At 67.6% G+C, this 24,369-nt stretch carries 25 protein-coding genes; 16 read left to right on the plus strand and 9 right to left on the minus strand.

Annotated elements, in window-relative coordinates:
• Positions 1-37: 37 nt before the first annotated feature.
• From Q0907_RS11860 to Q0907_RS11880, 5 genes are read right to left on the minus strand one after another with little or no spacing between them, the layout of a single operon-like run.
• Positions 38-1,288 carry an ABC transporter permease gene (locus Q0907_RS11860; protein ID WP_299344910.1) on the minus strand — a complete coding sequence of 417 codons (1,251 nt, stop codon included), beginning with the start codon at positions 1,286-1,288 and terminating at the stop codon, positions 38-40.
• Complete coding sequence (locus Q0907_RS11865) at positions 1,285-2,577, minus strand: hypothetical protein (RefSeq protein WP_299344913.1); 1,293 nt, start codon at positions 2,575-2,577, stop codon at positions 1,285-1,287. The genes Q0907_RS11860 and Q0907_RS11865 overlap by 4 nt, the downstream gene beginning before the upstream one ends.
• Positions 2,574-3,545 carry an HlyD family secretion protein gene (locus tag Q0907_RS11870; RefSeq protein WP_299344915.1) on the minus strand — a complete coding sequence of 324 codons (972 nt, stop codon included), beginning with the start codon at positions 3,543-3,545 and terminating at the stop codon, positions 2,574-2,576. The genes Q0907_RS11865 and Q0907_RS11870 overlap by 4 nt, the downstream gene beginning before the upstream one ends.
• Entirely contained in the window at positions 3,542-4,519 is a 978-nt protein-coding gene (locus Q0907_RS11875) for an HlyD family efflux transporter periplasmic adaptor subunit (protein ID WP_299344917.1), read from the minus strand. Before Q0907_RS11875 ends, Q0907_RS11870 begins: the two co-directional genes overlap by 4 nt.
• Positions 4,506-5,180 (minus strand): ABC transporter ATP-binding protein, encoded by a 675-nt coding sequence (locus tag Q0907_RS11880; protein WP_299344920.1) that lies wholly within the window; start codon positions 5,178-5,180, stop codon positions 4,506-4,508. Before Q0907_RS11880 ends, Q0907_RS11875 begins: the two co-directional genes overlap by 14 nt.
• Before the next feature lie 850 nt (positions 5,181-6,030).
• Here Q0907_RS11880 and Q0907_RS11885 point away from each other — a divergent pair.
• The 4 genes from Q0907_RS11885 (at position 6,031) to Q0907_RS11900 (ending at position 7,802) form a co-directional block, all read left to right on the plus strand.
• Positions 6,031-6,417: a hypothetical protein gene (locus Q0907_RS11885; RefSeq protein WP_299344923.1), complete on the plus strand. Its 387-nt coding sequence runs from the start codon at positions 6,031-6,033 to the stop codon at positions 6,415-6,417.
• Positions 6,418-6,484: 67 nt separating this feature from the next.
• Positions 6,485-6,889, plus strand: coding sequence for a VOC family protein (locus Q0907_RS11890; protein WP_299344926.1), 405 nt, complete (start codon positions 6,485-6,487; stop codon positions 6,887-6,889).
• A gap of 54 nt (positions 6,890-6,943) precedes the next feature.
• Positions 6,944-7,438 carry a hypothetical protein gene (locus Q0907_RS11895; RefSeq protein WP_299344929.1) on the plus strand — a complete coding sequence of 165 codons (495 nt, stop codon included), beginning with the start codon at positions 6,944-6,946 and terminating at the stop codon, positions 7,436-7,438.
• Positions 7,439-7,490: 52 nt separating this feature from the next.
• Complete coding sequence (locus Q0907_RS11900) at positions 7,491-7,802, plus strand: hypothetical protein (RefSeq protein ID WP_299344932.1); 312 nt, start codon at positions 7,491-7,493, stop codon at positions 7,800-7,802.
• Between the two features lie 61 nt (positions 7,803-7,863).
• Here Q0907_RS11900 and Q0907_RS11905 read toward each other — a convergent pair whose 3' ends face one another.
• Positions 7,864-9,363: an AAA family ATPase gene (locus Q0907_RS11905; RefSeq protein ID WP_299344936.1), complete on the minus strand. Its 1,500-nt coding sequence runs from the start codon at positions 9,361-9,363 to the stop codon at positions 7,864-7,866.
• Positions 9,364-9,543: 180 nt separating this feature from the next.
• Here Q0907_RS11905 and Q0907_RS11910 point away from each other — a divergent pair, with 180 nt between their 5' ends.
• The 9 genes from Q0907_RS11910 (at position 9,544) to Q0907_RS11950 (ending at position 16,973) form a co-directional block, all read left to right on the plus strand.
• The gene (locus tag Q0907_RS11910) at positions 9,544-10,176 is read left to right on the plus strand and encodes a ParA family protein (RefSeq protein WP_192274192.1); all 633 of its coding nucleotides are present in this window, start codon (positions 9,544-9,546) and stop codon (positions 10,174-10,176) included.
• A 14-nt stretch (positions 10,177-10,190) separates the two neighbouring features.
• On the plus strand, positions 10,191-10,667 hold the full coding sequence (locus Q0907_RS11915) for a histidine phosphatase family protein (protein ID WP_299344939.1): 477 nt from the start codon (positions 10,191-10,193) through the stop codon (positions 10,665-10,667).
• On the plus strand, positions 10,664-11,248 hold the full coding sequence (locus Q0907_RS11920) for a YceI family protein (protein ID WP_296278610.1): 585 nt from the start codon (positions 10,664-10,666) through the stop codon (positions 11,246-11,248). Before Q0907_RS11915 ends, Q0907_RS11920 begins: the two co-directional genes overlap by 4 nt.
• Positions 11,245-13,230, plus strand: coding sequence for a phospholipase D family protein (locus Q0907_RS11925; RefSeq protein ID WP_299344941.1), 1,986 nt, complete (start codon positions 11,245-11,247; stop codon positions 13,228-13,230). The genes Q0907_RS11920 and Q0907_RS11925 overlap by 4 nt, the downstream gene beginning before the upstream one ends.
• A gap of 106 nt (positions 13,231-13,336) precedes the next feature.
• Complete coding sequence (locus Q0907_RS11930) at positions 13,337-13,759, plus strand: hotdog fold thioesterase (RefSeq protein ID WP_296278608.1); 423 nt, start codon at positions 13,337-13,339, stop codon at positions 13,757-13,759.
• A 109-nt stretch (positions 13,760-13,868) separates the two neighbouring features.
• Entirely contained in the window at positions 13,869-14,666 is a 798-nt protein-coding gene (locus tag Q0907_RS11935) for a lysophospholipid acyltransferase family protein (RefSeq protein ID WP_299344944.1), read from the plus strand.
• A 91-nt stretch (positions 14,667-14,757) separates the two neighbouring features.
• A complete protein-coding gene (locus Q0907_RS11940) occupies positions 14,758-15,747 on the plus strand; it encodes an alpha/beta fold hydrolase (RefSeq protein WP_299345245.1) in 990 nt (329 codons plus the stop codon).
• A 112-nt stretch (positions 15,748-15,859) separates the two neighbouring features.
• A complete protein-coding gene (locus Q0907_RS11945) occupies positions 15,860-16,474 on the plus strand; it encodes a YbhB/YbcL family Raf kinase inhibitor-like protein (protein ID WP_299344947.1) in 615 nt (204 codons plus the stop codon).
• Positions 16,475-16,478: 4 nt separating this feature from the next.
• Entirely contained in the window at positions 16,479-16,973 is a 495-nt protein-coding gene (locus Q0907_RS11950; protein ID WP_299344949.1) for an RDD family protein, read from the plus strand.
• A 19-nt stretch (positions 16,974-16,992) separates the two neighbouring features.
• Here Q0907_RS11950 and Q0907_RS11955 read toward each other — a convergent pair whose 3' ends face one another.
• The 3 genes from Q0907_RS11955 to Q0907_RS11965 all read right to left on the minus strand — a co-directional run bounded on the left by Q0907_RS11955 (position 16,993) and on the right by Q0907_RS11965 (position 20,364).
• Positions 16,993-18,411: a hypothetical protein gene (locus tag Q0907_RS11955; RefSeq protein WP_299344951.1), complete on the minus strand. Its 1,419-nt coding sequence runs from the start codon at positions 18,409-18,411 to the stop codon at positions 16,993-16,995.
• Between the two features lie 93 nt (positions 18,412-18,504).
• A complete protein-coding gene (locus tag Q0907_RS11960; RefSeq protein ID WP_299344952.1) occupies positions 18,505-19,326 on the minus strand; it encodes an META and DUF4377 domain-containing protein in 822 nt (273 codons plus the stop codon).
• A 240-nt stretch (positions 19,327-19,566) separates the two neighbouring features.
• The gene (locus tag Q0907_RS11965; RefSeq protein ID WP_296278602.1) at positions 19,567-20,364 is read right to left on the minus strand and encodes an undecaprenyl-diphosphate phosphatase; all 798 of its coding nucleotides are present in this window, start codon (positions 20,362-20,364) and stop codon (positions 19,567-19,569) included.
• 212 nt (positions 20,365-20,576) lie between these two features.
• Here Q0907_RS11965 and glnA point away from each other — a divergent pair, with 212 nt between their 5' ends.
• The 3 genes from glnA (at position 20,577) to Q0907_RS11980 (ending at position 24,347) form a co-directional block, all read left to right on the plus strand.
• Complete coding sequence (gene glnA / locus Q0907_RS11970) at positions 20,577-21,986, plus strand: type I glutamate--ammonia ligase (RefSeq protein WP_296278601.1); 1,410 nt, start codon at positions 20,577-20,579, stop codon at positions 21,984-21,986.
• Positions 21,987-22,418: 432 nt separating this feature from the next.
• Positions 22,419-22,757 carry a P-II family nitrogen regulator gene (locus Q0907_RS11975; protein ID WP_056880236.1) on the plus strand — a complete coding sequence of 113 codons (339 nt, stop codon included), beginning with the start codon at positions 22,419-22,421 and terminating at the stop codon, positions 22,755-22,757.
• Positions 22,758-22,772: 15 nt separating this feature from the next.
• Positions 22,773-24,347 (plus strand): ammonium transporter, encoded by a 1,575-nt coding sequence (locus tag Q0907_RS11980; protein WP_299344956.1) that lies wholly within the window; start codon positions 22,773-22,775, stop codon positions 24,345-24,347.
• Positions 24,348-24,369: the final 22 nt, after the last annotated feature.

The raw sequence follows: 24,369 nt of genomic DNA on the forward strand, positions 1-24,369 counted from the left end.
TCTGGGCACCGCACGAGGACTCAGCAAAGTCGTTGCCTCAGTCGTGGCGCAACGCCGCGATGGGATCGAGCTGCGCGGCCTGGCGCGCGGGATACACGCCGAAGCCCAGGCCGACCACCGCGCAGAAGCCCGCGGACAACAGGATCGGCAGCGGCGCCCATGCGACCTGCCAGCCCGCGAACGTGGCGATCAGGTAGGCCAGCACACCACCGAACACCAGGCCCAGCAGCGCGCCCGCGATGCAGATGACCGTGGCCTCGCGCAGGAACTGTGCGATCACATCGCGACGGCGTGCACCGAGTGCTCGCAGCAGGCCGATCTCGCGGCGCCGCTCAAGCACGTTCGCCAGCATGATGTTCATGATGCCGATGCCGCCCACCAGCAGGCTGACGCCCGCGATCGCGCCCATCACCACCTGGAAGATGCGCTGCGTCTGCTGGTGCTGCTGGAACAGCTGCTGCGGCACGATCAACTGGTAGTCCGCCATGCCCGCATGGCGTTGGTCGAGCACCGCCGACAGCACGCCGGCGCCGGCGGCCAGGCGCTGCGGATCGTCCAGCCGCAGCAGGAAGCGGTCCACTTCATCCTCCTGTGGCTGGAAGCGGAAACGTGCCCGCACGCTCGCCAGTGGCGCATAGATGCGGTTGCTCTCCGAGCCCAGCTGCACGCCTTCGAAATCGTCCTGGCCCAGGTCGCGGTCGGCGAGCACACCGATCACCTCCAGCCAGACGTGGTTGACCTTGACCAGGCCCCCGACCGCATCGCCCTTCGGGAACAGGTCGGCAGCCGCCTGATGGCCGAGCACCGCCACCGCCGCCAGCGCGGCTTCGTCATCGGCATCGAAGGCGCGGCCCTGGGCGATCTTCAGCGACGACAGGTCGAACCAATGGGCGCTTACGCCACTGGCCTGCGCATCGCTGCGTCCCGTGTCGCTGAAGACCGTGTGCGTGCGCACCTGCTTTTCGGCGGCATGGCGCTCCGCGCCGGGCACCACGCTCAGTGCGGCCTCGGCATCGGCGACGGTCAACCCCAGGCTGCGTTCGCGGGTTTCCTTGAGCGTGTCCTCGTCCTGTGCCTTGGCTTCGGCGATCAGGTTGTGCAGGCCCAGGCCTTCGACCAAGCGTAAGGCCTCGCGCCGGCTGCCTTCGCCGACCGCCTGCATGGCCACGATGGCGCCCACACCGAAGATCATGCCCAGCAGCGTCAGCAGCGTGCGCAGGCGGCGACGCCACAGCTCCTCCACCGCTTCGCGCCAGACGGTGGGCAGGCGGTTGAACAGGCCGGTCATGCGCTCTTTCCTTCCGCGTCGTCAGCGGCGGCATCATCGCCGTCGGCGTCCGTCGCATCCTTGTCTTTGTCCTTGCCATCGCCGGGTGCGGGCACGTCGACCTGCGACAGGCGCACCTGGTCACCGGCCTTCAGGCCCGACAGGACCTGCGATCGGGCCGTGCCGCGCACGCCAAGCTTCACTTCACGCGCCACGTAGTCGTTGCCCTGTTTGACCTGCACCCAGTGGCGGTCGTCGCGCTGTTCGATGGCCACGTTCGGCACCGCGATCGCGTCCTCGGCGTCGAGCAGCACGACCGAGGCGGCAAAGCGCTGACCAGGGATCAGCCGGTAACGTTCGATGGCGTCGGCGGGGATGGGCGCGCGCATCGACAGGAACTTCACCGGGCTCTCGCGGTTGCGAACCTTCGCTGCGCTCGCCACCCACGAAAGCTTGCTGTCGATGCGCTGGTCGGGACGGCCGAGCGGGTGCAGCACCACCGCGTCACCCGTCTGCACGCCCTGCGCTTCGATCTGCGGCAGGTCGATTTCCACTTCCATCGACGAGGTGTCCGGCAGGCTGCCGAACTCGAAGCCTGCGCGCAGGTTGGCGCCGACCATCGGCTTGTCGCCCGACCAGTTGGCGGCCAGCAGCAACACGCCATCGTTCGGCGCCCGCAGCTCCAGCGCCTGCAAGTCGTCGCGGCGCGTCTTGGCGTTCATGTCGAAGGTGGCGCGTTGCGCATCAAGCACCGCGAGCTCGGCGCCACCCCGCACGCCCGACTGGTCGCGCTGCCACTGCAGCGTGCCCTGCCGCACCTGCAGGTACTCCTTGTCCTCGATCGCATCCAGCACCTGGTTGCGGGCGACCGTGCTGAGGTCGGCATCGGCATAGCGCTGCGCGATCCCCAGCTGCACCGCCACCAGCGACAGGTCGACTTCCACGCGCCCTTGCGCCGAATCCAGTCCACTCTCCTTCGCCGCGCGCGCCAGTGCGTTGCGCTGCAGGTCGATCATCGCCTGCGCCAGTTGCTGTTCGCCTTCGGGCGACACGAAGCGCGCCAGCACGTCGCCCTTCTTCACCAGGCTGCCCTCCGGCACCATCCACACCACCTGCCGCTGCGCCCAGTTCTTGCCGGGAACGTTCAAGGGTGTCGGCTTGGATGAACGCAGTTCGCCTTCGCCGCGGACGTGCAGGGTCACCGGACCTTTCGCGACGGTCTCGCTGGCGATCGGCATGTCGTCGCTGCCGCAGGCTGCCAGCAGGGTGACGATGGCCAGCAGCGTCGCACGCTGCATCCCGCGGCTCATTTCCCACCTCCGGCGATGTCGGGCACGGTCAGCTCCACCCGCACCGCCTGGCCGGGGCGCAACTTCGCCTTGGTGTCGTCGAGCCGGATCTCCAGGTCGAGCACGGGCACGGGCTGCACCTGCGACTTGCTGCGCACGGCGCGGCCTATGCTCGCCACCTTGCCGTAGTACGCACTGCCGCCGCCGCCTTCCACCACAATGCGTGCACGCACGCCTGCCTTGACGCGCTGCAGGTCGCGTTCGGGCAGTTCTGCACGCACCGCGAGCGTGGCCGGGTCAGGTATCTCGGCAATCGTCTGGCCGCGCCATACCTGCGAACCGACATCGAATTTCTCGCCATTCCAGTTGCTCTTGTGCATGAAGACGCCATCGCGTGGTGCAGGTAGCGTGAGCGCGCCTATGGAGCTCTGCAGGCGCGTCACATCGGCCTGCGCCTGCCGCAGTTCCGATGTCACCAAGCGCAGTTCCTGCCGCCGCTGTTCTGTGGCTGCGTGCTCAGCCTGCTGGGCGAGGACTGCCAGTCGTTCGGTGCGGCGGCGATCCTCGACCAATTTGTCGTACTCCAGCGCAGCGATCAGCTCGCGCGGCTGTTGGGTCTTGCGGCCGGCCTTGTCGCGCTCTGCTTCGGCTTGCGCGGTCAGCAAGCGCTGGCTGCGCTCGCGCTCGGCGACATCGAGCGTCAGGTTCTCCAGCTCGCGCTTCTTCTCCTGCAACAGACTTTGCTTCTCGCTGAGCTGGCGCACGAGTTCGTTGGTGTCGAAGGCGACCACGATGTCGCCTTTCTTCACGGTGCTGCCGTCGGGTGCGAGTTGGGTCAGGTTGAACTGCCACAGCCGGTCCACGGCTGGTGGAACCAATTGTGCACTGCGCTGCGCATAAACCTCGCCATCGACACGCAGGGAGGCGGCATGCGTCATGGAGGTGCCGGCGAGCAGAAGCAGCGCAAGCAGGGAAACTCGCCGTGTCATGGCATCCTCCCTTTTGTGGCCGGCGCACCCACCGGTTTCGCGATCACACGCACGCTCATGCCAGGCATCAGCGGCAACGTATGCGCGTCCAGCGTGATATCCAGGGTGAAGTAGCGTCCTTCTCCCCATTCCGGACGTCGGTCGGGCGCGCCGGAGATGAAAGCGATGCGGCCGGCGACCCTGCGTCCGGGCACGGCGTCGAACGCCAGATCCACCGGCTGATCGACGACCAAGCCGCGGCGGTCGGGCTCCAACGCCCAAGCACGCACGTTCATACGGCCGCTGCTGACCACCTCGCCGGCCTTGCTTCCCGGCATGGTTGACGACCCCTCGTCGATGCGCCCGCCAATCCAGTTATTGTTGAATCCGTGCACCACCACGCCGTCGCGGTCGGCGATGACTTCCGAAGTGCGCATGAGCGCAGCGTGGTAGTCGCGTTGCAGTACGAGCTTGTCTATCTGCAGACGTCCGTCCTGGATGCGGCGCTGTACGGCGGCGTTGGCAGCTTGCAGATCCTTGCGCTTGAGCGCCACTTCGCGGGTGGTGCGGTCTAGTTCGCCTTGGTAGCGGTCGTAGTCCAGCGCGGAAATCAGATCGGGCGGAATCGTCGCATCGAGCTTTGCGCTGGCAAGCTCTGCTTCTGCCTCTACGAGCGCCATTTCCGCCTGTACCGCCTTGACCTGCAGCTCGGCAAAATCCTTGGCGTCCTTGGCACGGCCTTGCTCGATCTGCGCTTCCAGATCGGGAATGCGGCTGGCGGACTGTCCCGGGTCGATGCGCAGCACAACGTCGCCCTTCTTGACCCGCTCGCCTTCCGGCACGTAGTAGCGGATCACCACCGGCGCGCTGTTGGACTGCGGCGTAAGGATCTGCTGCGCGTCGATGGCGCGGACTTCGCCGGTCAGCACGACCGCCTGCGCGGGCGCGGCCGCGGCGAGGACCATGACGGTCAGCCACGTCTTACTGGAGCGCATCGGATTCCACCTTGCCATCGCGCAGCTTCACCTGGCGCGGTGCGCGCCCGGCGATGTCGTTGTCATGGGTCACCAGCACCACGGTCTGGCCGCCTGCATGCACCTCGTCGATCAGCGCCAGCACATCGGCGGCGCTCTTCGAATCCAGGTTGCCGGTGGGTTCGTCGGCCAGCAACAGGGCCGGCCGCAGCAGCAGCGCACGCGCGATGGCGGCGCGCTGCATCTGCCCGCCGGACAGTTCACTGGGCCGATGGTCCCGGCGCTCGGCCAGCCCGACGCGGTCCAGCAACGACAGGGCGCGCTCCTGCGTGCCGGGCGGCGGCTGGCGGTGGAAGCGCAGCGGCAGCATGACGTTCTCCAGCACGGTCAGCCGCGGCAGCAGGTGGAAGCTCTGGAATACGAAGCCGATGCGCCGGTTGCGCAGGTCGCTGCTGGCCTCGTCGTCGAAGGTGGCCACGTCGCGGCCTTCGAACAGGTAGGTGCCGATGCTGGGACGGTCCAGGCAACCGAGGATGTTGAGCAGGCTGGACTTGCCGGACCCCGACACACCGGTGATGGCGACGAATTCCCCCTGCCCGATGTGCAGGTCCACCCCCGCCAAGGCCCGTACTGTCTGCCCGCTCATGGCGTAATGGCGCTGCACGCCCTGCAACTCGATCATCGTGTCCCCTTCGTTCCTTCGTCTCTGTCGACCGTTCCTTGCCTCCAAGGTTCCCGGTCCGGGAGTCGGGACGCGGGCGGCGGTCGAGTGTCCTGCCGGTGGAAAGGCGAGCATCCCAGATGCGTGCGGCGGGTTGCAACCGGGCGAAGGGCGAAGCCTTGGCGGGTCTGGCATCCCGCATATCCCGCATACGCCATGGCATGCGTGCCGGGTATGCGCTCAGCTCGATAGATGCAATGTGGGAGGAGTAAGCTGCGGGTCAATGGACGGCAGAGTCGGCGAGAAGGGAAATCGCGCTCCATCCCCTCGTCCGCCGTCCGTCGCCCGAACGAGCCAATGCTCACTTCTTTTGATGCACGAGAACCGGCCCGATCCATGAAGCGAGCACGAAACGCGAGGCAGACCGTCTTGCTGGCGTGCATGTCGCTGCTCTCCCTGCCTCTTTCCACTTGCGGGCCTTCGCTTACTCGCGCCCACGCTGAAAGCCTGGTGGACGCTCGTCACGCCCTGCTTGAGTATCCGGAAGGGGAGATACCCGCATCTCGTTGGCCGAAGTCCGTGGCGGACCTTGAGCCAGAGAGGGTGTATCGGAGTTACGAGGGGGTCTACATCATCACGTCGGAATTCTTCGTTGAGCAGAGGGGCGTGTTCATCCTGGACACGACGTCGTCGTTCGTGCCTTCCAGGTTTCAAGATCCGAGCTATGACGTGGTCATTGCGGGTGTTTTCATCTACCGGAGTGCGGGCTAGCACCGCGCCTTCTTTGTTCCAGATGGTTGCGTGTCAGCGCTGCACTTGTACGGGCGGGACGCTCGATCCTGGACCATCCCTTTGCCTCAAGGAGTTGTACATGCGGTTGACTGCCCTGGCCACCTTCGTCTCACTGATGGCCCTCGTTCCCTTGGCCCACGCCGAGACGCCGCCCGACCCGATGTTCGGCGACGACCCGCACGCCAAGGCGGTGCTTGATTGCCATGCCGACTACGCACGCCGCTTCGCCAGGGCACTGACGCCCGTGAAGGGCACGCCGACGGAAGTGGCAACCGCAGCCTACGCCGCGTGCATCGGACCGTTCATGGCGTTCGAGAAGGCCACTGCCGTCGTATCCGAAACCAGTACGAACGCGGGCATCTTCCTCGATCCCGCGCGGTATCGGCAGGAAGAGCGCGCGAAGATGCGCGATTATGCGTTCGCCTACACGATGGACGTGTACCTGAGGCAGACCACCACGTTCTGACGACCGCGTCGACGTGGCGTGCGAAACCGTGGTCAACACACACAATCAATCCCGGGAGGACGGAACGATGGCGAAAGTGACGGGCATAGGCGGCGTGTTCTTCAAGAGTCGCCACGACAGCAAGGCGCTGGCGGCGTGGTACCACACGCATCTCGGACTGCCCCTGGAAGCATGGGGTGGCGCCGTGTTGCGTTGGCCGGAGGACACGGCCGACGACAGGGGACTGACGGTGTGGACCGTGGCGGACAGGGACAGCCAGTGGTTCAGCCCCAGCGACAGTGCCTTCATGATCAACTACCGCGTCGACGACCTCGATGCGCTGCTGGCCCAGCTGCGCGCCGCCGACGTGCCGGTCGTCAAAGGCCCCGAGTCGCACGAGAACGGCAAGTTCGCGTGGATCATGGATCCGGAAGGCAACAAGGTGGAGCTGTGGCAGCCGATGGCGTGGGATGAGAAGAACACGCGGGGATGAGCGGCGGATGCGCGAATCGTGTGAGACAGGTTCGAGGGGGACATCATGAGGCGCATGTCGCGATGGCGATACCTGGTACTGCCAGCGGCCTGCGTGGCGGGCAACGTACTCGCCTGCCTGTGTTCTCCGGAGGATCTGGAAGGCTCGCCGCTGGAGAAGGCGACGCTGGTGTTCGTCGGCAGTCCGGTGAAGATCGAAGAGGTACGTCCGTTGCCGCCGGCGCGGAATGCGTGGGGACAGGTCCGCGCGACGCTGGCTGCGCTGTTCGGCGCACCGTCGGAAGAAGAGATCCGTGCCTACGGAAGGTTCCTGGACAACGTGCGCGTTACTTTCGAGGTGTCCGAGTATGTGAAGGGCAAAGGCCCCCAGCGTGTTCAGGTCATGACGGGGCACGGCGATTCCGATTGCGGACTGCGCGTGAGCGTGGCCGAGTGGTACACCACCTACGCGCATCAGATGGAAGGTGCGTTGAGGACGTCCTACTGCTTCGGCAGCGAGGCGTACGTGCCGCCGAGGCGCCGGCAGATGTGCGACGGTGGTGCGCGTTGAGTCGTACAGTGCCGCTCCACGGACACGGGATTCCCGGCGGGCGCGTCCCGGCATGAAGCTGATCGAATACGCCCTGTTCGCCGTAGTGCTGAGTGCCTTTGCCAACAACTACGTCTGGATCCGCCGGCTGAAGGCGGCCATTGCCGAGGTGCATCCGCATCACCCCGAGATCGATCAGTTCCGTTCGTTCGGGACGCCACTGCACCTGGTGACGAACCTGATGAAGTTCCGCATGTCGAGGGCGTTGTTCGACCTGCCCGGCGAAGAGCGGAAGGTGCTGTACCTGCTTTACCGCTTCCAGCTTTTCATCCTGCTGTCGTTCCTGATCCTGGTGATCTACGTTGTCGGCTTCCTGCTGGCATGACGTTGGACAGACTGCTGTCGGCCATTCGCGACTGACGTCGCTACCGCCACCGGAGCCAAGGTCAGTCCGCGGGAACCGTACGCTCCCGCGCCCACTCCCGCAGCGCCTGCACCTGTTCGGCCATCAGCACGGATAGCGGGCGGGTGCTGCGGATCTCGTGCATCACCAGGTCGGTGTCCAGTGGCTTCTGTTCGGCATGCGCGGCGTAGAGCGCCGAGACGATGGCCTGTTCCAGTTCGGCGCCGGAAAAGCCGTTCGCCGCGGCGGCGAGCGCGGGCAGGTTGAAGCCTTCCGGGTCCAGCGCGCGGCGGGTGAGATGCACGCGCAATACCTCGACGCGCGCATCGGGCGAGGGCAGGTCGACGAAGAAGATCTCGTCGAAGCGGCCCTTGCGCAGCAGTTCCGGTGGCAGGTCCTGCACCTGGTTCGCCGTCGCGACGAGGAACACCTGTCCACTCCCGGCGCCAGCCTTGCGTTCGGCCATCCACGTCAGCAGGTAACCGAGTACGCGGCGCGAGACGCCGCCGTCCTCGTCGCCGCCGCTGGCCAGGCCTTTCTCGATCTCGTCGATCCAGAGCACGCACGGCGCCAGCTGTTCGGCCGAGGCCAGCGCGGCCCGCAGGTTCTTTTCGGTCTCGCCGTGGTACTTGTCGTACAGCGTGCCGAAGTCGAGCCGCAGCAGCGGCACGCCGAAACCGGCAGCCGTGGCCTTGGCCAGCATCGACTTGCCGCAGCCCTGAACGCCGAGCAGCAGCACGCCCTTCGGCAGGTCCAGGCCCGGCGGTGGATTGCCGGACACGAACACCGCGCGGCGTTGCTCGATCCAGCGCTTGAGCCGCGATGCGCCGGCGACATCGGCGAACTTCGCCGTGTCGTATTCGTAGTGGAGGTGGCCGCTGCGGTTGAGCAGTTCGAACTTCAGCTTGTTCAGCGCGGGCAGGTCGCTGGCGGTCAGGGCGCCGTCGGCGAAGATCAGCTGGCGGGCGATCCGTCGCGCGTCGACCAGGCTCAGGCCCTGCAGGTTGCGCACGATCTGCTTGACCGCCTCGCCATCGGCCTCGACGCGGCGGCCGCCATGTTCGCGGGCGTAATGCTCGGCTTCCTCGCGGACCATCTTCAGCAGGGCGTGGCCGTCGGGCAGGCGCGGGTTGAAGCGCACCGCCAGCGCGTCCAGTTCGGAAGGCAGTTCGATCTTGGCACCCACCAGCACCACCACGTGCGGCAGGCTGTGGCGGCGCTGCACGATGTCGCGGAGCTGGCGCTGGCTGCTGGCGTAGCCGAGGTAGGGGTGGAAATCCAGCAGCAGGTAGATGCCGCGCTGCTCGGCCTGCTTGATGGCCTGCAGGGCGGCGCTGGCGTCGGGCGGGCCGACGGCGTCGTCCTCGCGGTCCATGTCCAGCCGGCGCAGGCCCTCGGTGATGCTCCAGCGGAACAGCGCCCGCCACACCTGCCCCAAGGCCTGCCGGAAAAGCTCGACCACGCGGCCTTCGTCCTGGGTCTCGATGACGATCAGCGGGGTGTTGGCGCGGATCAGCGCAGTCAGGTCCTGCAGCTCGTTCATGGCGCATCCGGTCCGTGGGGACGGAACGATAACAGCAAGGCATGAGGGGCGAGGAGTGAGGAGTGAGGGGAAGCCGGGTCTTGCCTTCGCTCGCTCCTCTCCCCTCACGCCTGCCTCCCCGCCTTTCTGCTTCACCGCCCCCGGTGTACCCTCCGGGTTCTCCAGCAACGAGGTGCGCGCATGAAGACGATTCTGGTCGCCAGCTCCAAGGGCGGCGCGGGCAAGACCACCCTGGCGACCAATCTGGCGGCGTACTTCGCACTGGATGGCAAACGTACCGTGCTGGTGGACGTGGATCCGCAGCATTCCTCCACCCGCTGGGCCGAGCGCCGGGCTGAACTGGAAACGGCGGTGCTGCCGATCGACGCGAGCGGCAAGCGTGCCTGGAAGGCGTGGCTGCCGGAGGACGCCGAGCGCGTGGTGATCGATGCGCCGGCCGGCGCGATGGCCGACGATCTCGAAAGCTTTCTCGAGCAGGCCGACGCCGTCGTCGTGCCGGTGCTGCCGTCGGCGCTGGACATCGAGGCCACCGTCGGCTTCCTGAACACCATGGCCAAGGTGCCACGCGTGCACAAGCGCAAACTGCCGGTCGGCCTGGTGGTCAACCGAAGCAAGCCGTGGACGAACGCATCGCAGCAGGCGGTGGAGATGCTGAAGACCTGGCCCTACCCGGTCATCACCCAGCTGCGCGACACCCAGGCCTACGTGGTGATGGCGGGCCTGGGCCGCAGCCTGTTCGACTACCGCTCGGCCCAAGTGCGCGAGCACCAGGCCGACTGGGAACCGTTGTTGAAGTGGATCAAGAAAGCCTAAGGAGCAAGCGTCCCATGCGTGAACTCATCCTGTTGCGCCATGCCCATGCCGAACCGGCGACCCCCGGGCAGTCCGACCTGGACCGTCCCCTGTCGCCGCAGGGCCTGGCCGAGGCCGAGGCCGTCGCACGCTGGTTGAAGGAGCAGGGCCTGGTGCCTGATCGCGTGCTGTGTTCCCCCGCGCGCCGGGCCCGGGAGACGCTGGAAGCGGTGCTGGATGCGATCGGCTACGTGGAGCAGCGGCTGGAGGAGCGCATCTATGAAGCCACTCCCGGCACGCTGGCCGACCTGGCCGACCAGCACCGCGAGGCCGAACGCCTGCTGATGGTGGGGCACAACCCCGGCTTCGAGCAGCTGGCGGCGCTGATGTATTCCGGCGTGACCAGCGAGTACCGCGGCATGCCGCCGGCGGGCGTCGTGGTGCTGACCCTGCCGGTGGACGCCGCCATCGAGCCGGGAGTGGCACAGCTCTCCGCGTTCTGGTGGCCATGAAGCCGGAACTGCCACTGGCCGCCTGGCTGGTCGTGCTGTGCCTGGCCCTGCTGTGCGCAGCACCCGCGTGGGCGCAGGGCAGGAACGATTTCGACCCCGGGCACACGCGCCTGGGGTTCGAACTGCGCACGCGCTGGGGCCAGGTGCTGGACGGCGTGTTCCCCCGCTACGAGGGATCGGTCGAGCACCTGCCCGACGGGCGCCAGCAGGTGCGCCTGCGGATGTACACGCGCGAGGTCGAGATCGTCGACCACGCCCGCTATGCCGAATGGGCGCGCAGCGAGAAGTTCTTCGACGCCGACCGCTACCCGGTGGTCACGTTCACCTCCAAGCCCTACGACCCCATGCTGCTCTACGACGGCGGCACGCTGGAGGGCGACCTGAGCATCAAGGGCATCAGCCGGCCGCGCAGCCTGACGGTGGCACCCGGCACCTGCGCCCGCCCCGCCGTGGACTGCGACGTCGTCGCCACCGGTGCGGTGCGCCGCAGCGACTACGACATGGACGACTGGATGCTGGCGGTCAGCGACCGCGTGGTATTCGTGCTGCGTGCCCGCATCCGGGGCGGTAAGACACAGTGACCTCCCGTTTCTCCACGCTCGCCGTGCGCTGCGCGGTGCTCAGCCTTGCGCTGCTGGGCACGGCCTGCGCCAGCCTGTCCGACCGCCAGCGCGACCGCGCGGCCGGCATCGCCGCCGCCGCCCGGTCCCCGGTCGTCGAGTGCGCACAGGCCGACGCCTGTGCGTTGCCGTCGCCGCTGTACGACCTGGCCGGCCAGGCATCGGCTGCGTCCACGCCGGCCGCGCCCCGGCATTACGCGGTGATCCTGGACAAGGGGTCGGATGCGCTGCTGGCGCGCCTGAACCTGATCCGCAGCGCGCGCGCGCGCATCGACCTGCAGACCTACATCTTCGACAAGGACGACAGCGCGCGGCTGGTGCTGGACGAGCTGCTCGCGGCGGCGCGCCGTGGCGTGAAGGTGCGCGTGCTGATCGACCAGCTGTCGGCCATCGCCGACCTGGAGATCCTGGCGGCGCTGTCCGGCGCGCACGAGAACTTTTCCATCCGCATCTACAACCCCAGCTTCGGCAAGGCCAAGCTGAACTATCTGGATTATGCCGGCAGCGTGCTGTGCTGTTTCCGCCGTTTCAACCAGCGCATGCACACCAAGCTGCTGCTGGTGGACGACCGCATTGGCATCAGCGGTGGACGCAACTACCAGGACGACTATTTCGACTGGGATGCGGAGTACAACTTCCGCGACCGCGACGTGCTGGTCGCCGGACCTGAGGCCTCGGCCATGGCGGCGAACTTCCAGGCCTTCTGGGACGCGCGGCGGAGCGTGCCGGCCGAGCGGCTCAACGACGTGGGGCGCAGGCTGCTGCGCGATGGCGTGCCGGCCATGCCGGTGCCGCGCTACCTGCGGCCGGCGCGCGTGCAGGAAGCGGTCGAGCAGGCGAGCGACCCGGCGGTGGTGCAGGCGCGCTTCGTCGACCCTGCGTTCGCCGTCGGCGCGGTGCGCTACATCGCCGACCTGCCGCAGAAGCACCGTCGCGAGCGACGCGACGACGACGCGCCCGCCGCGCCGGAACTCGAAGCGCTGATCCGAGGCGCGAAGTCGGAAGTGCTGCTGCAGACGCCTTACCTGGTCATGTCGAAGCAGGCACAGGTGATGTTCCGCGACATGCGCCAGCGCGAACCGCCGCCGCAGGTGACCGTGTCGACCAACAGCCTGGCCGCGACCGACAACCCGATCGTCTATTCGATGTCGTTCAAGTACAAGCGCCGCTACCTGCGCGAGTTCGGGTTCCGCATCCACGAATACAAGCCGTTCCCCGAGGACGCGCCGGTGGACTATGCGGCCTTGATGCCGGAAGGCCCGCCCGTCGCCTCGCCCGATGCGCAAGGCGGCGGCAGCGGCAGCGGCACGGGTCGCCTGCGCGGACCGTCGGGTTCCCTCGGTCCTTCGGGTGGGTCCTCGTCGAACGCGGCGTCCGGTGAGACCACGCGCCGCCTCCAGCGCACCGAATCGCGGCCGTCGTTCCTGAGCAGCGGCGCCGGATCTGAGCCGCTGCCGCTGAAGCGCGCCGGCGTGCGCATGGGACTGCATGCGAAGTCGATGGTGATCGACGGCGAAACGGCGGTGATCGGCACGCACAACTTCGACCCGCGGTCGGAGAACTACAACACCGAGGCGGCGGTGGTGATCGACGATCCCGCGTTCGCACGCGCGCTGGCCGACAGCATCCGCCGCGACATGTCGCCGGAGAACGCCTGGACGATCGCGCCGCGCGCCAAGCCGCCGGTGTTCTCCGGGCTGGATTACAGCCTGGGCAAGGTGTCCGAAGCCCTGCCGATCTTCGATCTCTGGCCATGGCGCTACGCCACCAGCTACGAATTCCAGCCCGGTCCCGACTGCCCGCTGCCGGTCAGCCCGAAAGACCCCGCTTTCCATCGCTGCTACGTGGCGGTCGGCGACTTCCCCGAGGTCAACGTCGGGCCGAAATGGCTGTACACCCGCGTGCTCACCGCATTCGGCGCTGGGCTGGTACCTATTCTGTAAGGGCGGAGTGAGCGGAGAGGAGCGAGGAGTGAGCGCACCCCTTACCCTTCACCCTCTTACGCCTCTGCGCCCCGCTCCCCTCCACTCGCTCTTCAAGAGAAACGCCATGGCTTTCCGTGCCCCCGTCGATCTCGCCGCCGTCAACGCGCATGCGGCCAATACGCTGGTGTCGAACCTCGGCATCGTGATGACCGAAGCGGGTGAGGACTGGTTGCGCGGCACCATGCCGGTGGATGCGCGCACCGTGCAGCCCTACGGCATCCTGCACGGGGGCGCATCGGTGGCGCTGGCCGAGACGCTGGGCAGCGTGGCCGGCAACCTGTGCGTGGATACGACGAAAGAGATGGTCGTGGGCCTGGAGATCAACGCCAACCACGTGCGCGCGATGCGCAGCGGCGTGGTCACCGGCACCGCGCGGGCCCTGCACGTGGGCCGCAGCACGCAGCTGTGGGAAATCCGCATCGAGAACGACGACGGCAAGCTGGTCTGCGTCTCGCGGCTGACGCTGGCGGTCGTACCGCGGAGCTAGTGGGGAAGGGAGAAGAGTGCGGACACCCAGAGCCCTCGTCTTCGCTCACGCCCCACTCCGCTCCCCTCACGCCTGCCCCTCCCACCCTCACTCCTGCTATCGTGAACGCATGACGCCGCCCCCTGTTCATGTTGCTGGCGGCAGCGGCGTGGCACGGGCCTTCCGTTACGCGTACCGCGTGCCGTTGCTGCTCATCCACCTGCTGCTCTTCCTGCCGATCACCCTGCTGTGCCTGTCGCCGCTGCTGGTGTGGATACGCGTGGGCGCCGAAACCGCGGGCGACGTCGCGGTGCGCTGGTGGTCCAGTGGACTGATGCGCATCTTCGGGTTCCGCCTGCGGCGGGTCGGCACGCCGTTGCCGGGTCCGACGATGTTCGTGGCCAACCACGTCAGCTGGATCGACATCGAGGCACTGCACAGCCAGCGCATGATGGGTTTCGTGGCCAAGCAGGAGATCCGCGGCTGGCCGGTCGTGGGGTGGCTGGCGGCCCAGGGACAGACCATCTTCCACCAGCGCGGCAGCCAGGAATCGCTGGGCGGCGTGCTGCAGGCCATGATGCGGCGCCTGCGCGAGGGGCGTTCGGTCGGGGTGTTCCCGGAAGGACGCACACGCGACGGCCACGAGGTCGGGCCGTTCCATGCGCGCATCTTCCTGGCGGCGGTCGAGGCCGGCGTGCCGGTGCAGCCGGTCGCACTGCGCTACGGCGCACGCGGCAGCGCCCAGCCGGTGGTGGCGTTCGGACCCAGGGAAAGCTTCTTCGCCAACTTCGTCCGCCTGCTCGGCGAGCCGGCGCGCACGGCCGATATCTGCTTCCTGGAACCGATCCGGGTCGCCGACGTCGAGGGTCGCCGGCGCATCGCCGACCTCTCGCGCGAGCGGATCGTGCGGGCGATGGCGGACGCCTGAGCGGCCGCCATGACGGGCTTGCGACGTATTCGAGGGAATACTCGGTCCACCGATGCCACCCTCGTTCCCACGTTGCCGCGATGACCCCATGATCACTGCCGCCGACTTCCGACCGCCGCGCTGGCTGCGCAACCCGCACCTGCAATCGGTGCTGGGATCCAGCGCGCTGCGCCGCCGCCGTGCGCTGCGGGCGCTGGCGGGCAGCGGCGCGGTAACGCTGGAATACATCGTGGACGGTGGCGATGGCGTGCGCCTGCAGGGCTTCCACAGCCAGGTGCCGGGGCGTACCCCGCGCGGCCTGGTGCTGCTGCTGCATGGGTGGGAAGGCAGCGCCGATTCCAACTACATGCGGCTGACCGCCGCGCAGCTTCTGGCGCGCGGGTTCGACGTGTTCCGGCTGAACTTCCGCGACCACGGCGACACTCACCACCTCAACGAAGACCTGTTCCACTCCAACCGCCTGGACGAAGTGGTGCATGCCGCACTCGACATATCGCGGCGCTTCGCCGGCGACGTCCCGATGCGGGTGGCGGGCTATTCGCTGGGCGGCAATTTCGCACTGCGCCTGGCACTGCGCGCGCCGCAGGCCGGGCTGGCGCTGGCGCACGTGGCGGCGGTCTGCCCGCTGCTGGATCCGGCCACCACGATGGACCGCATCGAGCGCGGCATGCCGCTGTACGACTGGTATTTCGCGCGGAAGTGGCGCCGTTCGCTGGAGCGCAAGCGCCACCTGTTCCCGCAGCGGCACGATTTCGACGACACCGTGCTGGCGCTCGACATCCGCGCGCTGACCGATTGGCTGGTGCAGCGCCACACCGGTTTCGGCACCCTGGACGCCTACTTCGACGGCTATGCGATCTCGGGGGATCGGCTTGCCGGCCTCGAGGTGCCGGCGCACATCCTGATGGCCGAGGACGATCCGGTGATCCCGTTCGACACCTTCCGCGACTGGGCGTTGCCGCCCCAGGCCACGCTGGAGATCGCGCCATGGGGCGGGCATTGCGCCTTCATCGAGAACGTCGCCGGCGATGGCTACGCCGAGCGCTGGGTCGCCGAGCGCCTGGCCGCCACCACGGCCTGAGCGGTCCCGCCCGTTACAATTGGGTCGTTGCCGGGCGTTGGCCGGGCGCGCCATCCGGACTGCGACGGCGCCCCTCCCGCGCCTGGTCTTCCCCTTTTTCGAGGAGCCACCCATGCGTCTGTGGAGCGACAGTTTCGAGAACATGAAGCCCATCCCGGCCGAGTTCGCGATGGGCCAGCCCGACGGGTTCGCCGCCAACCGCAACCCGCACCTGGCGTGGACCGACGTGCCGGACGGGACGAAGTCCTTCGCCCTGCTCTGCATCGACCCCGATGCACCGACCGTGCCGGACACCGTGGGTCGCGACGACCTGCAGATCCCGGTGGAGCAGCCGCGCGCGCACTTCATCCACTGGGCGATGGCGGACATCCCGCCCGGCGTGCGCGAGATCGCGGCCGGCAGCTGCAGTGACGGCGTCACTGCCCGGGGCAAGCAGCAGCCCGGCGGACCGGCCGGCGCACGCCAGGGATTGAACGACTACACGGGCTGGTTTGCCGGCGATGCGCAGATGGGAGGCGACTACCACGGCTACGACGGTCCCTACCCGCCGTTCAACGATGCCCGCGTGCACCGCTACTTCTTCCGCCTGTTCGCACTGGATGTCGCCGCGCTCGACCTGCCGGCCCGCTTCACCGCCGGCGACGTGGAGCGTGCGATGCAGGGCCATGTGCTGGCGGAAGCACTGGTGCACGGCACGTACACCTTGAACGTGACCCTGCGCGATTGAGCCCGTGGACGGCGGCAATCCCTACGAGAGCCCGCGAAGCGCCGTCGCCGATCCCGGAGGCGACGGCTTGCCGCACGTGCCGGCCACGAAGGGCCGCCGCTTCGTCCACTGGATGATCGATCGCGTCATCGTGATCGGGCTCATCTTCCTGGCCCTGCTGGTCGCGGGGATGATCGGCGGCGACGCGGTGCTGGCGTGGGCCGGGCGGCTGACGTGGTGGCAAGAACAGCTGATCGGCTACGTTGCGATCATCCTCTACTACACGCTGATGGAAGGCATCACGGGAACCACGATCGGCAAGCTCGTGACCGGTACGCGCGTGGTCGACGAGGCAGGGCGCCGGGTCCGGTTCGGCCAGGCACTGCTGCGCAGCGTGAGTCGCGTGGTGCCGTTCGAAGCCTTCTCGGTCCTGCTGGCGGACGATGACGATCCGCGGGGCTGGCACGACCTCTGGCCGCGCACGCGCGTGGTAAGGAGGCGCGCGGCCGCGATCGCCTGAGGGGTGCGCGTGCTGCGCCTCACTCCGCCGCGTGTCGCCAGCGCGTCCGCCCATCGGCCCCGATGACCAGGCACGTGCCGGTGGGCGGGCATGCCGGCGCCACGCGGACCTGCTCCGGATCCAGGCCCAGCCGCCATGCCAGTCCCACCTGGCCGATGGCATAGAAGCGCTGCGCGTCCGCGACGCTGACATGCAGCGGCGCGGGGATACGTTGCGATTCCAGTGCCTGCAGCGTCGTTTCCGCCCAGTGCGCGCGACCGATCAGGCCAGGATGGTCCAGCCGGCGCGTGCCCTCCACCGCGATCCACGACGACACCACGATCAGCATCGCCACCCACAGCGCGGCAGCATCGGTCGCCAGGCAGCGCGCCAGCGCGATCACGGGCAGGATCACGGCAATGGCCGCGTAATACTCGTAGCTGTTCCAGGCGAACAGGAAGTAGGGCGCGTACGCCAGCACGGCGAACGCACCGACGCACATCCACTGCCACCGCGTCAGCAGCGTCCGCCCGCGCCAACCGGCGACCGCCCAGGCTGCCAGCATCGGCAGCGCGGTGGCCGCGATCCAGGCCAGTCCTTGCATGCGTTCGCCCGCGACTGCCATCCGCATCGCCTCGCGCGGGACGTTCAACAGCCATGCGCCGAACGATGCGGCGTTGCGCACGACATTGCTGCCCAGGCCGAATGCGTACGACGCATCGGTGTTGGCGGTAAAGCGCGCGCGCAGCACCAGCCACACGCCAACGACGGCCACGCAGGCGAGCCATGCGACGAGTTCGCCGCGATCCGGCCTGCGCATGGCAACGAAAGCGGCGACCACGATCATCAGCGCGGGCGTCAGCGCGGCGGATTCCTTGCTCAGCAACGCCAGCGCCAGCCATGCCGGCAGCGACGCGAGCAGCACCGCACGCCAGCTGCCGGCCGCATCACGCGCACCGATCCATGCAGCCAGCAGCAGCGTGGTGAACAGCGTCAGCAGGGCATTGTTGGCGGCGGCCGCCCAATGCACCGGCAGCAGGTGCATCGTCAGTCCGCCGTACACGGCGCCAGCGAGCGCGGCGATGCGGCCGGCGTGCTGCCAGCGACAGGCGCGCGCGAGGCGGAGGGCGAACAGCGCAACGCCCAGCGTGGCCAGGACATGCAGGATCAGGCTGACCACGTGCGCGGCATGCGCACTGCCGCCCAGCGACACGTCGATCCAGCGCCAGTAGCCTTCCTGCGAAAGCGGCCGCCAGAAGCGCGGCGGCGACGAAGGCCAGAAATCCGACCACCACGGCGCGCCCATGGCATTCGTCGCATGCGCCGCATGCAGGAACACGTAGTCGTCGCCCCAGAATGGCGTCTGCAGCGCCGGCCACCACATCGGCAGGGCGGAGACGACCAGGAGTGCGACAGCGATCCAGGGAAGGGGAGAAGCGTTCCTTGCGGGGGGGTGCATGCTGGCGCGTCAGGTGCGGTGACGCGCCACTATAGCGGCTGACCGACAGCCACGAAGCACGCCCTGGATCAGGCGCGCTTCGTGCGACGGACCTTATTTCTTCTCGCTGGCCGACTCCACCACCATGTCCAGCACGTAGGCATTCGAAGACCCGTCGGCGGGCGGGTTCTTCACCGTGTAGCGGTCCACGCGCAGGACGTTGCGGATGCCGGGCTCATGCGTGTAGCCCTCGATGCTGTCGTAGAAGTGCTGGAACTCGCCCGGCGTGCCGACTTTCAGGCCCTTGTCGTCGTAGGCGATCTCGCGCACCTGCAGGCACTGCTTGTCGGGAATCAGCGGGTGGCTGCACGGCTTGGTGTCCGCCGCGACTTCTAGGAACACGCGTTGGCCGGGGCCGCCATAGCGGGTTTCGGCGGTCGGGTTGCCGGCGAACAGCAGTTTTTCTCCGGTCGCGGTGGTCAGCGCGAGTTGAGCGACGCCGCCTTGCGTGGCGGCGACCTTCAACGTCCCTTCCAGTCGCTTGCCGATCTCCTGGTCCAGCGCCATCAGCGCATTGTCGGTGCAGGCCATCATGGTCGACGTCAGTCGGCCGATGGTGAGGCTGGTGTCCGACAGCGTGTAGGTGCCGCCCATGCGATTGCAGGCGTTGGACGCGCCCAGCCGTCCTTCCCTGAAGTCGAGCTGCACTGGCTTGTCGGGTCGTACGAACAGCGCATCGATGCGCCTGCCCTGCGTGTCCGTCGCGTCCATGAGTTGCCAGTGATACCGGGGAAGCAGGGCGACCGCGTCGATCGTTGCGGCTGCCGGGGTGTCCGGAGTGGCGGCCACGGTGGGCGCTGGCGTGTCGGCCCGTTCCGCCGGCTTGGGGCAGCCCGCGAGGGCCAGTGGCAAGGCAAGCAGCAGCAGTCGTTTCATGGCGTTCTCCGTCGACGGTGGCCCCATGCAAACGCGCGGCAGGTTGGAATGGGGTGAAGGCTGGGCATCGCGCTTGATTGTAGGAGCGACGTCAGTCGCGACCGCGCCCCGATAGCCATTCACCGTGCATTGGGATGAACGCGCCGCAGCGCGCCCGGATGGCAAACAGCCGCTTCAGGGCATGCCGGCCGTGCGGTCGCGACTGACGTCGCTCCTACAGGGAGCAGGGAGCGCGGCGGCTCAGCTGCCGACCGGCATCAACAAAAGCAGCAGCGCGCCCAACACGATGCGATAGATCGCGAAGCCGGTGAAGCGGTGCGCCTTGATGAAGCCCAGCAGCCACTTCACCACCACGAAGCCGGTGACGGTGGCGGCAGCGAATGCCAGCGCCACCTCGCCCCAGTTCTCGCTGCCCAGCGCATCGTCCTTCACCAGTTCCAGGAATGCGTAGCCGCTGGCCGCGAACATGGTGGGAATGCCGACCAGGAACACGAACTCCGCCGCGGACGAACGCCGGCTGGTGCCCGCCAGCATCGCCATGAAGATCGCGGCGGCCGAACGGGAGGTGCCCGGGAACACGCCCGCCACCACCTGCGCCAGGCCCACCAGCACCGCGACCTTCCAGGTGATGGTGGCGACGTCGCCGCGCTTCTCGGCGAAATGCTCGGCCACCAGCATCCACACGCCGCCGATGATCAGGGCCCATGCCACGGGCGTGACGGTTTCCGGAAGTTCCCATCCGGCCAGGCGCACCGGCAGGCCGACCAGCGCAGTGACCAGGAAGGCCACCGCCAGCTTCATCGAGTAGTCGCGGGCCTGGGGATCGCGCCAGCAGCCGGTCGTCAGTTCCCAGATGCGGCGGCGGAAGACCAGGGTGGTGGCCAGGATGGCGCCGGCCTGGATCACGATGTTGAAGAAATCCGACCGCTCGCCCAGCCAGTGCTGCGCGATCAGCAGGTGGCCGGTGCTGGACACCGGCAGGAACTCGGTGAGGCCCTCGAGGATGCCGAGCAGCAGGGCGGCGAGCAGGTCGGTCATCGGATCGGGCTTGCAGGGGAGGGCGGCAAAGAATAGTGGAAAGCGCCACGCACCGCGTTGGTTCGCTGAGCCGGAATTCTGCACCAAAAAAGGGACTTCGCGTGACGAATCCGTCAAGGATGTCCATGACAATCAATAACTTGCCGCGTCCTTGGGGTTGGCACGGGGATTGCTGTATTCCGTCACACACTTATCCAACCCGAGGTTCCGAGATGTCCCTGGACAACGTTGAGAAGCTGATCAAGGACCACAAGGTCGAGTTCGTCGACCTGCGCTTCGTCGACATGCGCGGTGTCGAACAGCACGTCACCTTCCCCGTCAGCATCGTGGATGCGTCCCTGTTCGAAGACGGCAAGATGTTCGACGGCTCGTCGATCTCGGGCTGGAAGGGCATCAACGAGTCGGACATGGTGCTGCTGCCCGACCCGAGCACGGCCTATCTGGATCCGTTCTACGCCGACCCGACCCTGGTGCTGGTCTGCGACATCCTCGATCCGGCCACCATGCAGGGCTACACGCGCGACCCGCGCGGCATCGCCAAGCGCGCCGAGGCCCACCTGAAGGCCAGCGGCGTCGCCGACGTGGCCTTCTTCGGCCCGGAGCCCGAGTTCTTCATCTTCGATTCGGTCCAGTTCGCCAATGACATGGGCAACACCTTCTTCAAGATCAATTCCGAAGAAGGCGCCTGGAACAGCGGCAAGAGCTACGACGGCGCCAACAGCGGCTACCGTCCCGGCGTCAAGGGCGGCTACTTCCCCGTGCCGCCGACCGACTCGCTGCACGACCTGCGCGCGGAGATGTGCAAGACGCTGGAACAGGTCGGCATCGAAGTCGAAGTGCACCACCACGAAGTCGCCACCGCCGGCCAGTGCGAGATCGGCGCCAAGTTCAACACGCTGGTGCAGAAGGCCGACGAACTGCAGCGCATGAAGTACGTGGTGCGCAACGTCGCCCACCGCAACGGCAAGACGGCGACCTTCATGCCCAAGCCCATCGTCGGCGACAACGGCAGCGGCATGCACGTGCACCAGTCGCTGGCCAAGGGCGGCCAGAACCTGTTCTCGGGCGATGGCTACGGCGGCCTGTCGCAACTGGCGCTGTGGTACATCGGCGGCATCTTCAAGCACGCCAAGGCGATCAACGCGTTCGCCAACTCGGGCACCAATAGCTACAAGCGCCTGGTGCCGGGCTTCGAGGCGCCGGTGATGCTGGCCTACTCGGCGCGCAACCGTTCGGCGTCGTGCCGCATTCCGTGGGTGGCGAATCCGAAGGCGCGCCGCATCGAGATCCGCTTCCCCGATCCGCTGCAGTCCGGCTACCTGACCTTCACCGCGCTGATGATGGCCGGCCTGGACGGCATCAAGAACCAGATCGATCCGGGCGCGCCGTCCGACAAGGACCTGTACGACCTGCCGCCGGAAGAAGAGAAGAACATCCCGCAGGTCTGCTCCAGCCTGGACCAGGCGCTGGACGCGCTGGACAAGGACCGCGACTTCCTCAAGGCCGGCGGTGTGATGTCGGACGACTTCATCGATGCCTACATCGCGCTGAAGATGCAGGAAGTGACCAAGTTCCGCGCGGCCACGCACCCGCTGGAATACCAGCTGTATTACGCCAACTGATGCAGGCCTGCGCGCACATCGCCATGCACGCGGAGGGCCATGCACCGGCCCTCCGCGACGCAGCGGTCGCGCACTGAGTTCTCGCGGCGATGGCGACGGATCTCCCCTCCCACCCGTCGCCATCGCCGCACCTTATCGAGTGCATCGTCCCGCGATGCATTCGCCCGGTTGGGGAACCGGGGCACCACCTGTCTTCGATTCCTGGAGATCGCACCAACGCTGTACTTGGGGAAATACAGGAGAGGTCCATGAACCGCTGCTCCCTCCCACGTCATCCGTTCCCGCCGCAAATGATCGCGGTGGGCACGGATGCGGTTCATGCACCGCTCCGCACCGACAACGTGTCCGCCGCCAGGGGGCTGCGCGCACGGGTGACCTGAAACCGCCGGCCGGCTCCGGTCGGCCGGTTCCATCCACCATCGGGGTATGCGCATGAAACTGATCACCGCCATCATCCGGCCGTTCAAGCTCGACGAGGTCCGAGAGTCCTTGTCGCAAGCGGGCGTGTCCGGCATCACCGTGACCGAAGTGAAAGGCTTCGGCCGGCAGAAGGGCCACACCGAGCTGTACCGCGGCGCCGAGTACGTCGTCGATTTCCTGCCCAAGATCAAGATCGAGACCGTCGTGACCGACGAGCGACTGGATGCCGTCATCGAGGCCATCCAGCAGGCCGCCGGCACCGGCAAGATCGGCGACGGCAAGATCTTCGTCACCACCATCGACCAGGTCATCCGCATCCGTACCGGCGAAGTCGGCGCGGACGCGCTCTAACACTCGGAGCCCCACATGAAGACTCGACTGTTCTCCGGGTGGAAGACCCGTACCCGGATGCTGTGCATGGCCGCGCTGTTCGGCCTGATGACGGTGGGCACGACCGCCACCGTGTTCGCCGCGCAGGACACCGCCGCACCCACGGCCGAAGCCGCCGCTGCCGAAGCCGCCCCCGCGGTCGAGGCCGCGCCTGCGCCGGTCGAAGCAGCCGCACCTGCGGAAGCCGTTGCGGCCCCTGCAGAGGCCGAAACCGCCCCCGCCGAGGAAGCCCCGGCCCCGACCATCAGCAAGCCCGACACGGTGTGGGTGCTGGTCTCCGCGGTGCTGGTGATCTTCATGACGCTGCCCGGCCTGGCGCTGTTCTACGGCGGCCTGGTGCGTTCGAAGAACGTGCTGTCCATCCTGATCCAGAACCTGGCCGTGTTCTCGCTGGTCGCGGTGCTGTGGGCGCTGTACGGCTACAGCTTCGCCTTCACCGAGGGCAATGCCTTCATCGGCGGTACCGACCGGCTGTTCGCCGCGGGACTGGATGCGTCCTCGATCGGGGCGACGTTCACCAAGGGCGTCTACATTCCGGAACTGGCGTTCTTCGTGTTCCAGGGTGCGTTCGCCTGCATCACCTGCGCGCTGATCGTCGGCGCGTTCGCCGAGCGCGTGAAATTCGCCGGCGTGATGCTGTTCACCGTGCTGTGGTTCACCTTCGCCTACCTGCCGATGGCGCACATGGTGTGGTTCTTCCCCGGCCCCGATGCGTTCACCAGTACCGATGCCGTGGACGGCGTGCTGGCCAAGTCGGGCTACCTGTGGGCCAAGGGCGCGCTGGACTTCGCTGGCGGCACCGTCGTGCACATCAACGCCGCCATCGCCGGCCTGGTGGGCGCGTACGTGATCGGCAAGCGCACCGGCTACGGCCGCGAGGCGATCAAGCCGCACAACCTGACCCTGACCATGGTCGGTGCCTCGATCCTGTGGGTGGGCTGGTTCGGCTTCAACGCCGGTTCGGCGCTGGAAGCCGGTGGCGTCGCCGCCATCGCCTTCGTCAACACCTTCCTGGCCACGGCCGCGGCAGTGGTGGCCTGGCTGCTGGTCGAGTGGATCACCAAGGGCAAGCCCTCGCTGCTCGGCGCCGCGTCGGGTGCCGTGGCGGGTCTGGTCGCGATCACGCCGGCGGCCGGTCTGGTCGGCCTGAACGGTGCGCTGGCCATCGGTGCCATCGCGGGCGTGCTGTGCCTGTGGGGCGTCAGCGGCCTGAAGAAGATGCTGGGCGCGGACGACAGCCTGGACGTGTTCGGCGTGCATGGCGTCGGTGGCATCACCGGCGCGCTGCTGACCGGCGTGTTCGCTGCGCCCTCGCTGGGCGGCGCGGGCATCTGGGATTACGTTACCGAGACCGCCGTGGCCGAGTACTCCATCGGGTCGCAGGTGTGGATCCAGGCGCAGGGCGTGCTGATCACGGTGGTGCTGTCCAGCGTGGTGGCCCTGGTGTCCTTCCTCATCGTGAAGTACACCGTCGGCCTGCGCGTCTCCGAGGATGCCGAGCGCGAGGGGTTGGACATCACCTCGCACGGCGAATCGGCCTACGAGGCCTGATGGCTTGCCGGGGACGGCTTTG

The sequence above is a fragment of the uncultured Pseudoxanthomonas sp. genome (assembly GCF_947498795.1).
In the GTDB taxonomy this organism is placed as follows: Bacteria; Pseudomonadota; Gammaproteobacteria; order Xanthomonadales; family Xanthomonadaceae; genus Pseudoxanthomonas_A.

Coding starts and splice junctions, on each gene's coding strand:
- Q0907_RS11965 (WP_296278602.1), bottom strand. CDS start 20,364: ATGACCGACCTGCTCGCCGCCCTGCTGCTCGGCATCCTCGAGGGCCTC.
- Q0907_RS11890 (WP_299344926.1), top strand. CDS start 6,485: ATGGCGAAAGTGACGGGCATAGGCGGCGTGTTCTTCAAGAGTCGCCAC.
- Q0907_RS11975 (WP_056880236.1), top strand. CDS start 22,419: ATGAAACTGATCACCGCCATCATCCGGCCGTTCAAGCTCGACGAGGTC.
- Q0907_RS11870 (WP_299344915.1), bottom strand. CDS start 3,545: ATGACACGGCGAGTTTCCCTGCTTGCGCTGCTTCTGCTCGCCGGCACC.
- glnA (WP_296278601.1), top strand. CDS start 20,577: ATGTCCCTGGACAACGTTGAGAAGCTGATCAAGGACCACAAGGTCGAG.
- Q0907_RS11875 (WP_299344917.1), bottom strand. CDS start 4,519: ATGCGCTCCAGTAAGACGTGGCTGACCGTCATGGTCCTCGCCGCGGCC.
- Q0907_RS11930 (WP_296278608.1), top strand. CDS start 13,337: ATGGCTTTCCGTGCCCCCGTCGATCTCGCCGCCGTCAACGCGCATGCG.
- Q0907_RS11865 (WP_299344913.1), bottom strand. CDS start 2,577: ATGAGCCGCGGGATGCAGCGTGCGACGCTGCTGGCCATCGTCACCCTG.
- Q0907_RS11900 (WP_299344932.1), top strand. CDS start 7,491: ATGAAGCTGATCGAATACGCCCTGTTCGCCGTAGTGCTGAGTGCCTTT.
- Q0907_RS11945 (WP_299344947.1), top strand. CDS start 15,860: ATGCGTCTGTGGAGCGACAGTTTCGAGAACATGAAGCCCATCCCGGCC.
- Q0907_RS11905 (WP_299344936.1), bottom strand. CDS start 9,363: ATGAACGAGCTGCAGGACCTGACTGCGCTGATCCGCGCCAACACCCCG.
- Q0907_RS11895 (WP_299344929.1), top strand. CDS start 6,944: ATGTCGCGATGGCGATACCTGGTACTGCCAGCGGCCTGCGTGGCGGGC.
- Q0907_RS11960 (WP_299344952.1), bottom strand. CDS start 19,326: ATGAAACGACTGCTGCTGCTTGCCTTGCCACTGGCCCTCGCGGGCTGC.
- Q0907_RS11880 (WP_299344920.1), bottom strand. CDS start 5,180: ATGATCGAGTTGCAGGGCGTGCAGCGCCATTACGCCATGAGCGGGCAG.
- Q0907_RS11920 (WP_296278610.1), top strand. CDS start 10,664: ATGAAGCCGGAACTGCCACTGGCCGCCTGGCTGGTCGTGCTGTGCCTG.
- Q0907_RS11935 (WP_299344944.1), top strand. CDS start 13,869: ATGACGCCGCCCCCTGTTCATGTTGCTGGCGGCAGCGGCGTGGCACGG.
- Q0907_RS11910 (WP_192274192.1), top strand. CDS start 9,544: ATGAAGACGATTCTGGTCGCCAGCTCCAAGGGCGGCGCGGGCAAGACC.
- Q0907_RS11885 (WP_299344923.1), top strand. CDS start 6,031: ATGCGGTTGACTGCCCTGGCCACCTTCGTCTCACTGATGGCCCTCGTT.
- Q0907_RS11915 (WP_299344939.1), top strand. CDS start 10,191: ATGCGTGAACTCATCCTGTTGCGCCATGCCCATGCCGAACCGGCGACC.
- Q0907_RS11860 (WP_299344910.1), bottom strand. CDS start 1,288: ATGACCGGCCTGTTCAACCGCCTGCCCACCGTCTGGCGCGAAGCGGTG.
- Q0907_RS11955 (WP_299344951.1), bottom strand. CDS start 18,411: ATGCACCCCCCCGCAAGGAACGCTTCTCCCCTTCCCTGGATCGCTGTC.
- Q0907_RS11980 (WP_299344956.1), top strand. CDS start 22,773: ATGAAGACTCGACTGTTCTCCGGGTGGAAGACCCGTACCCGGATGCTG.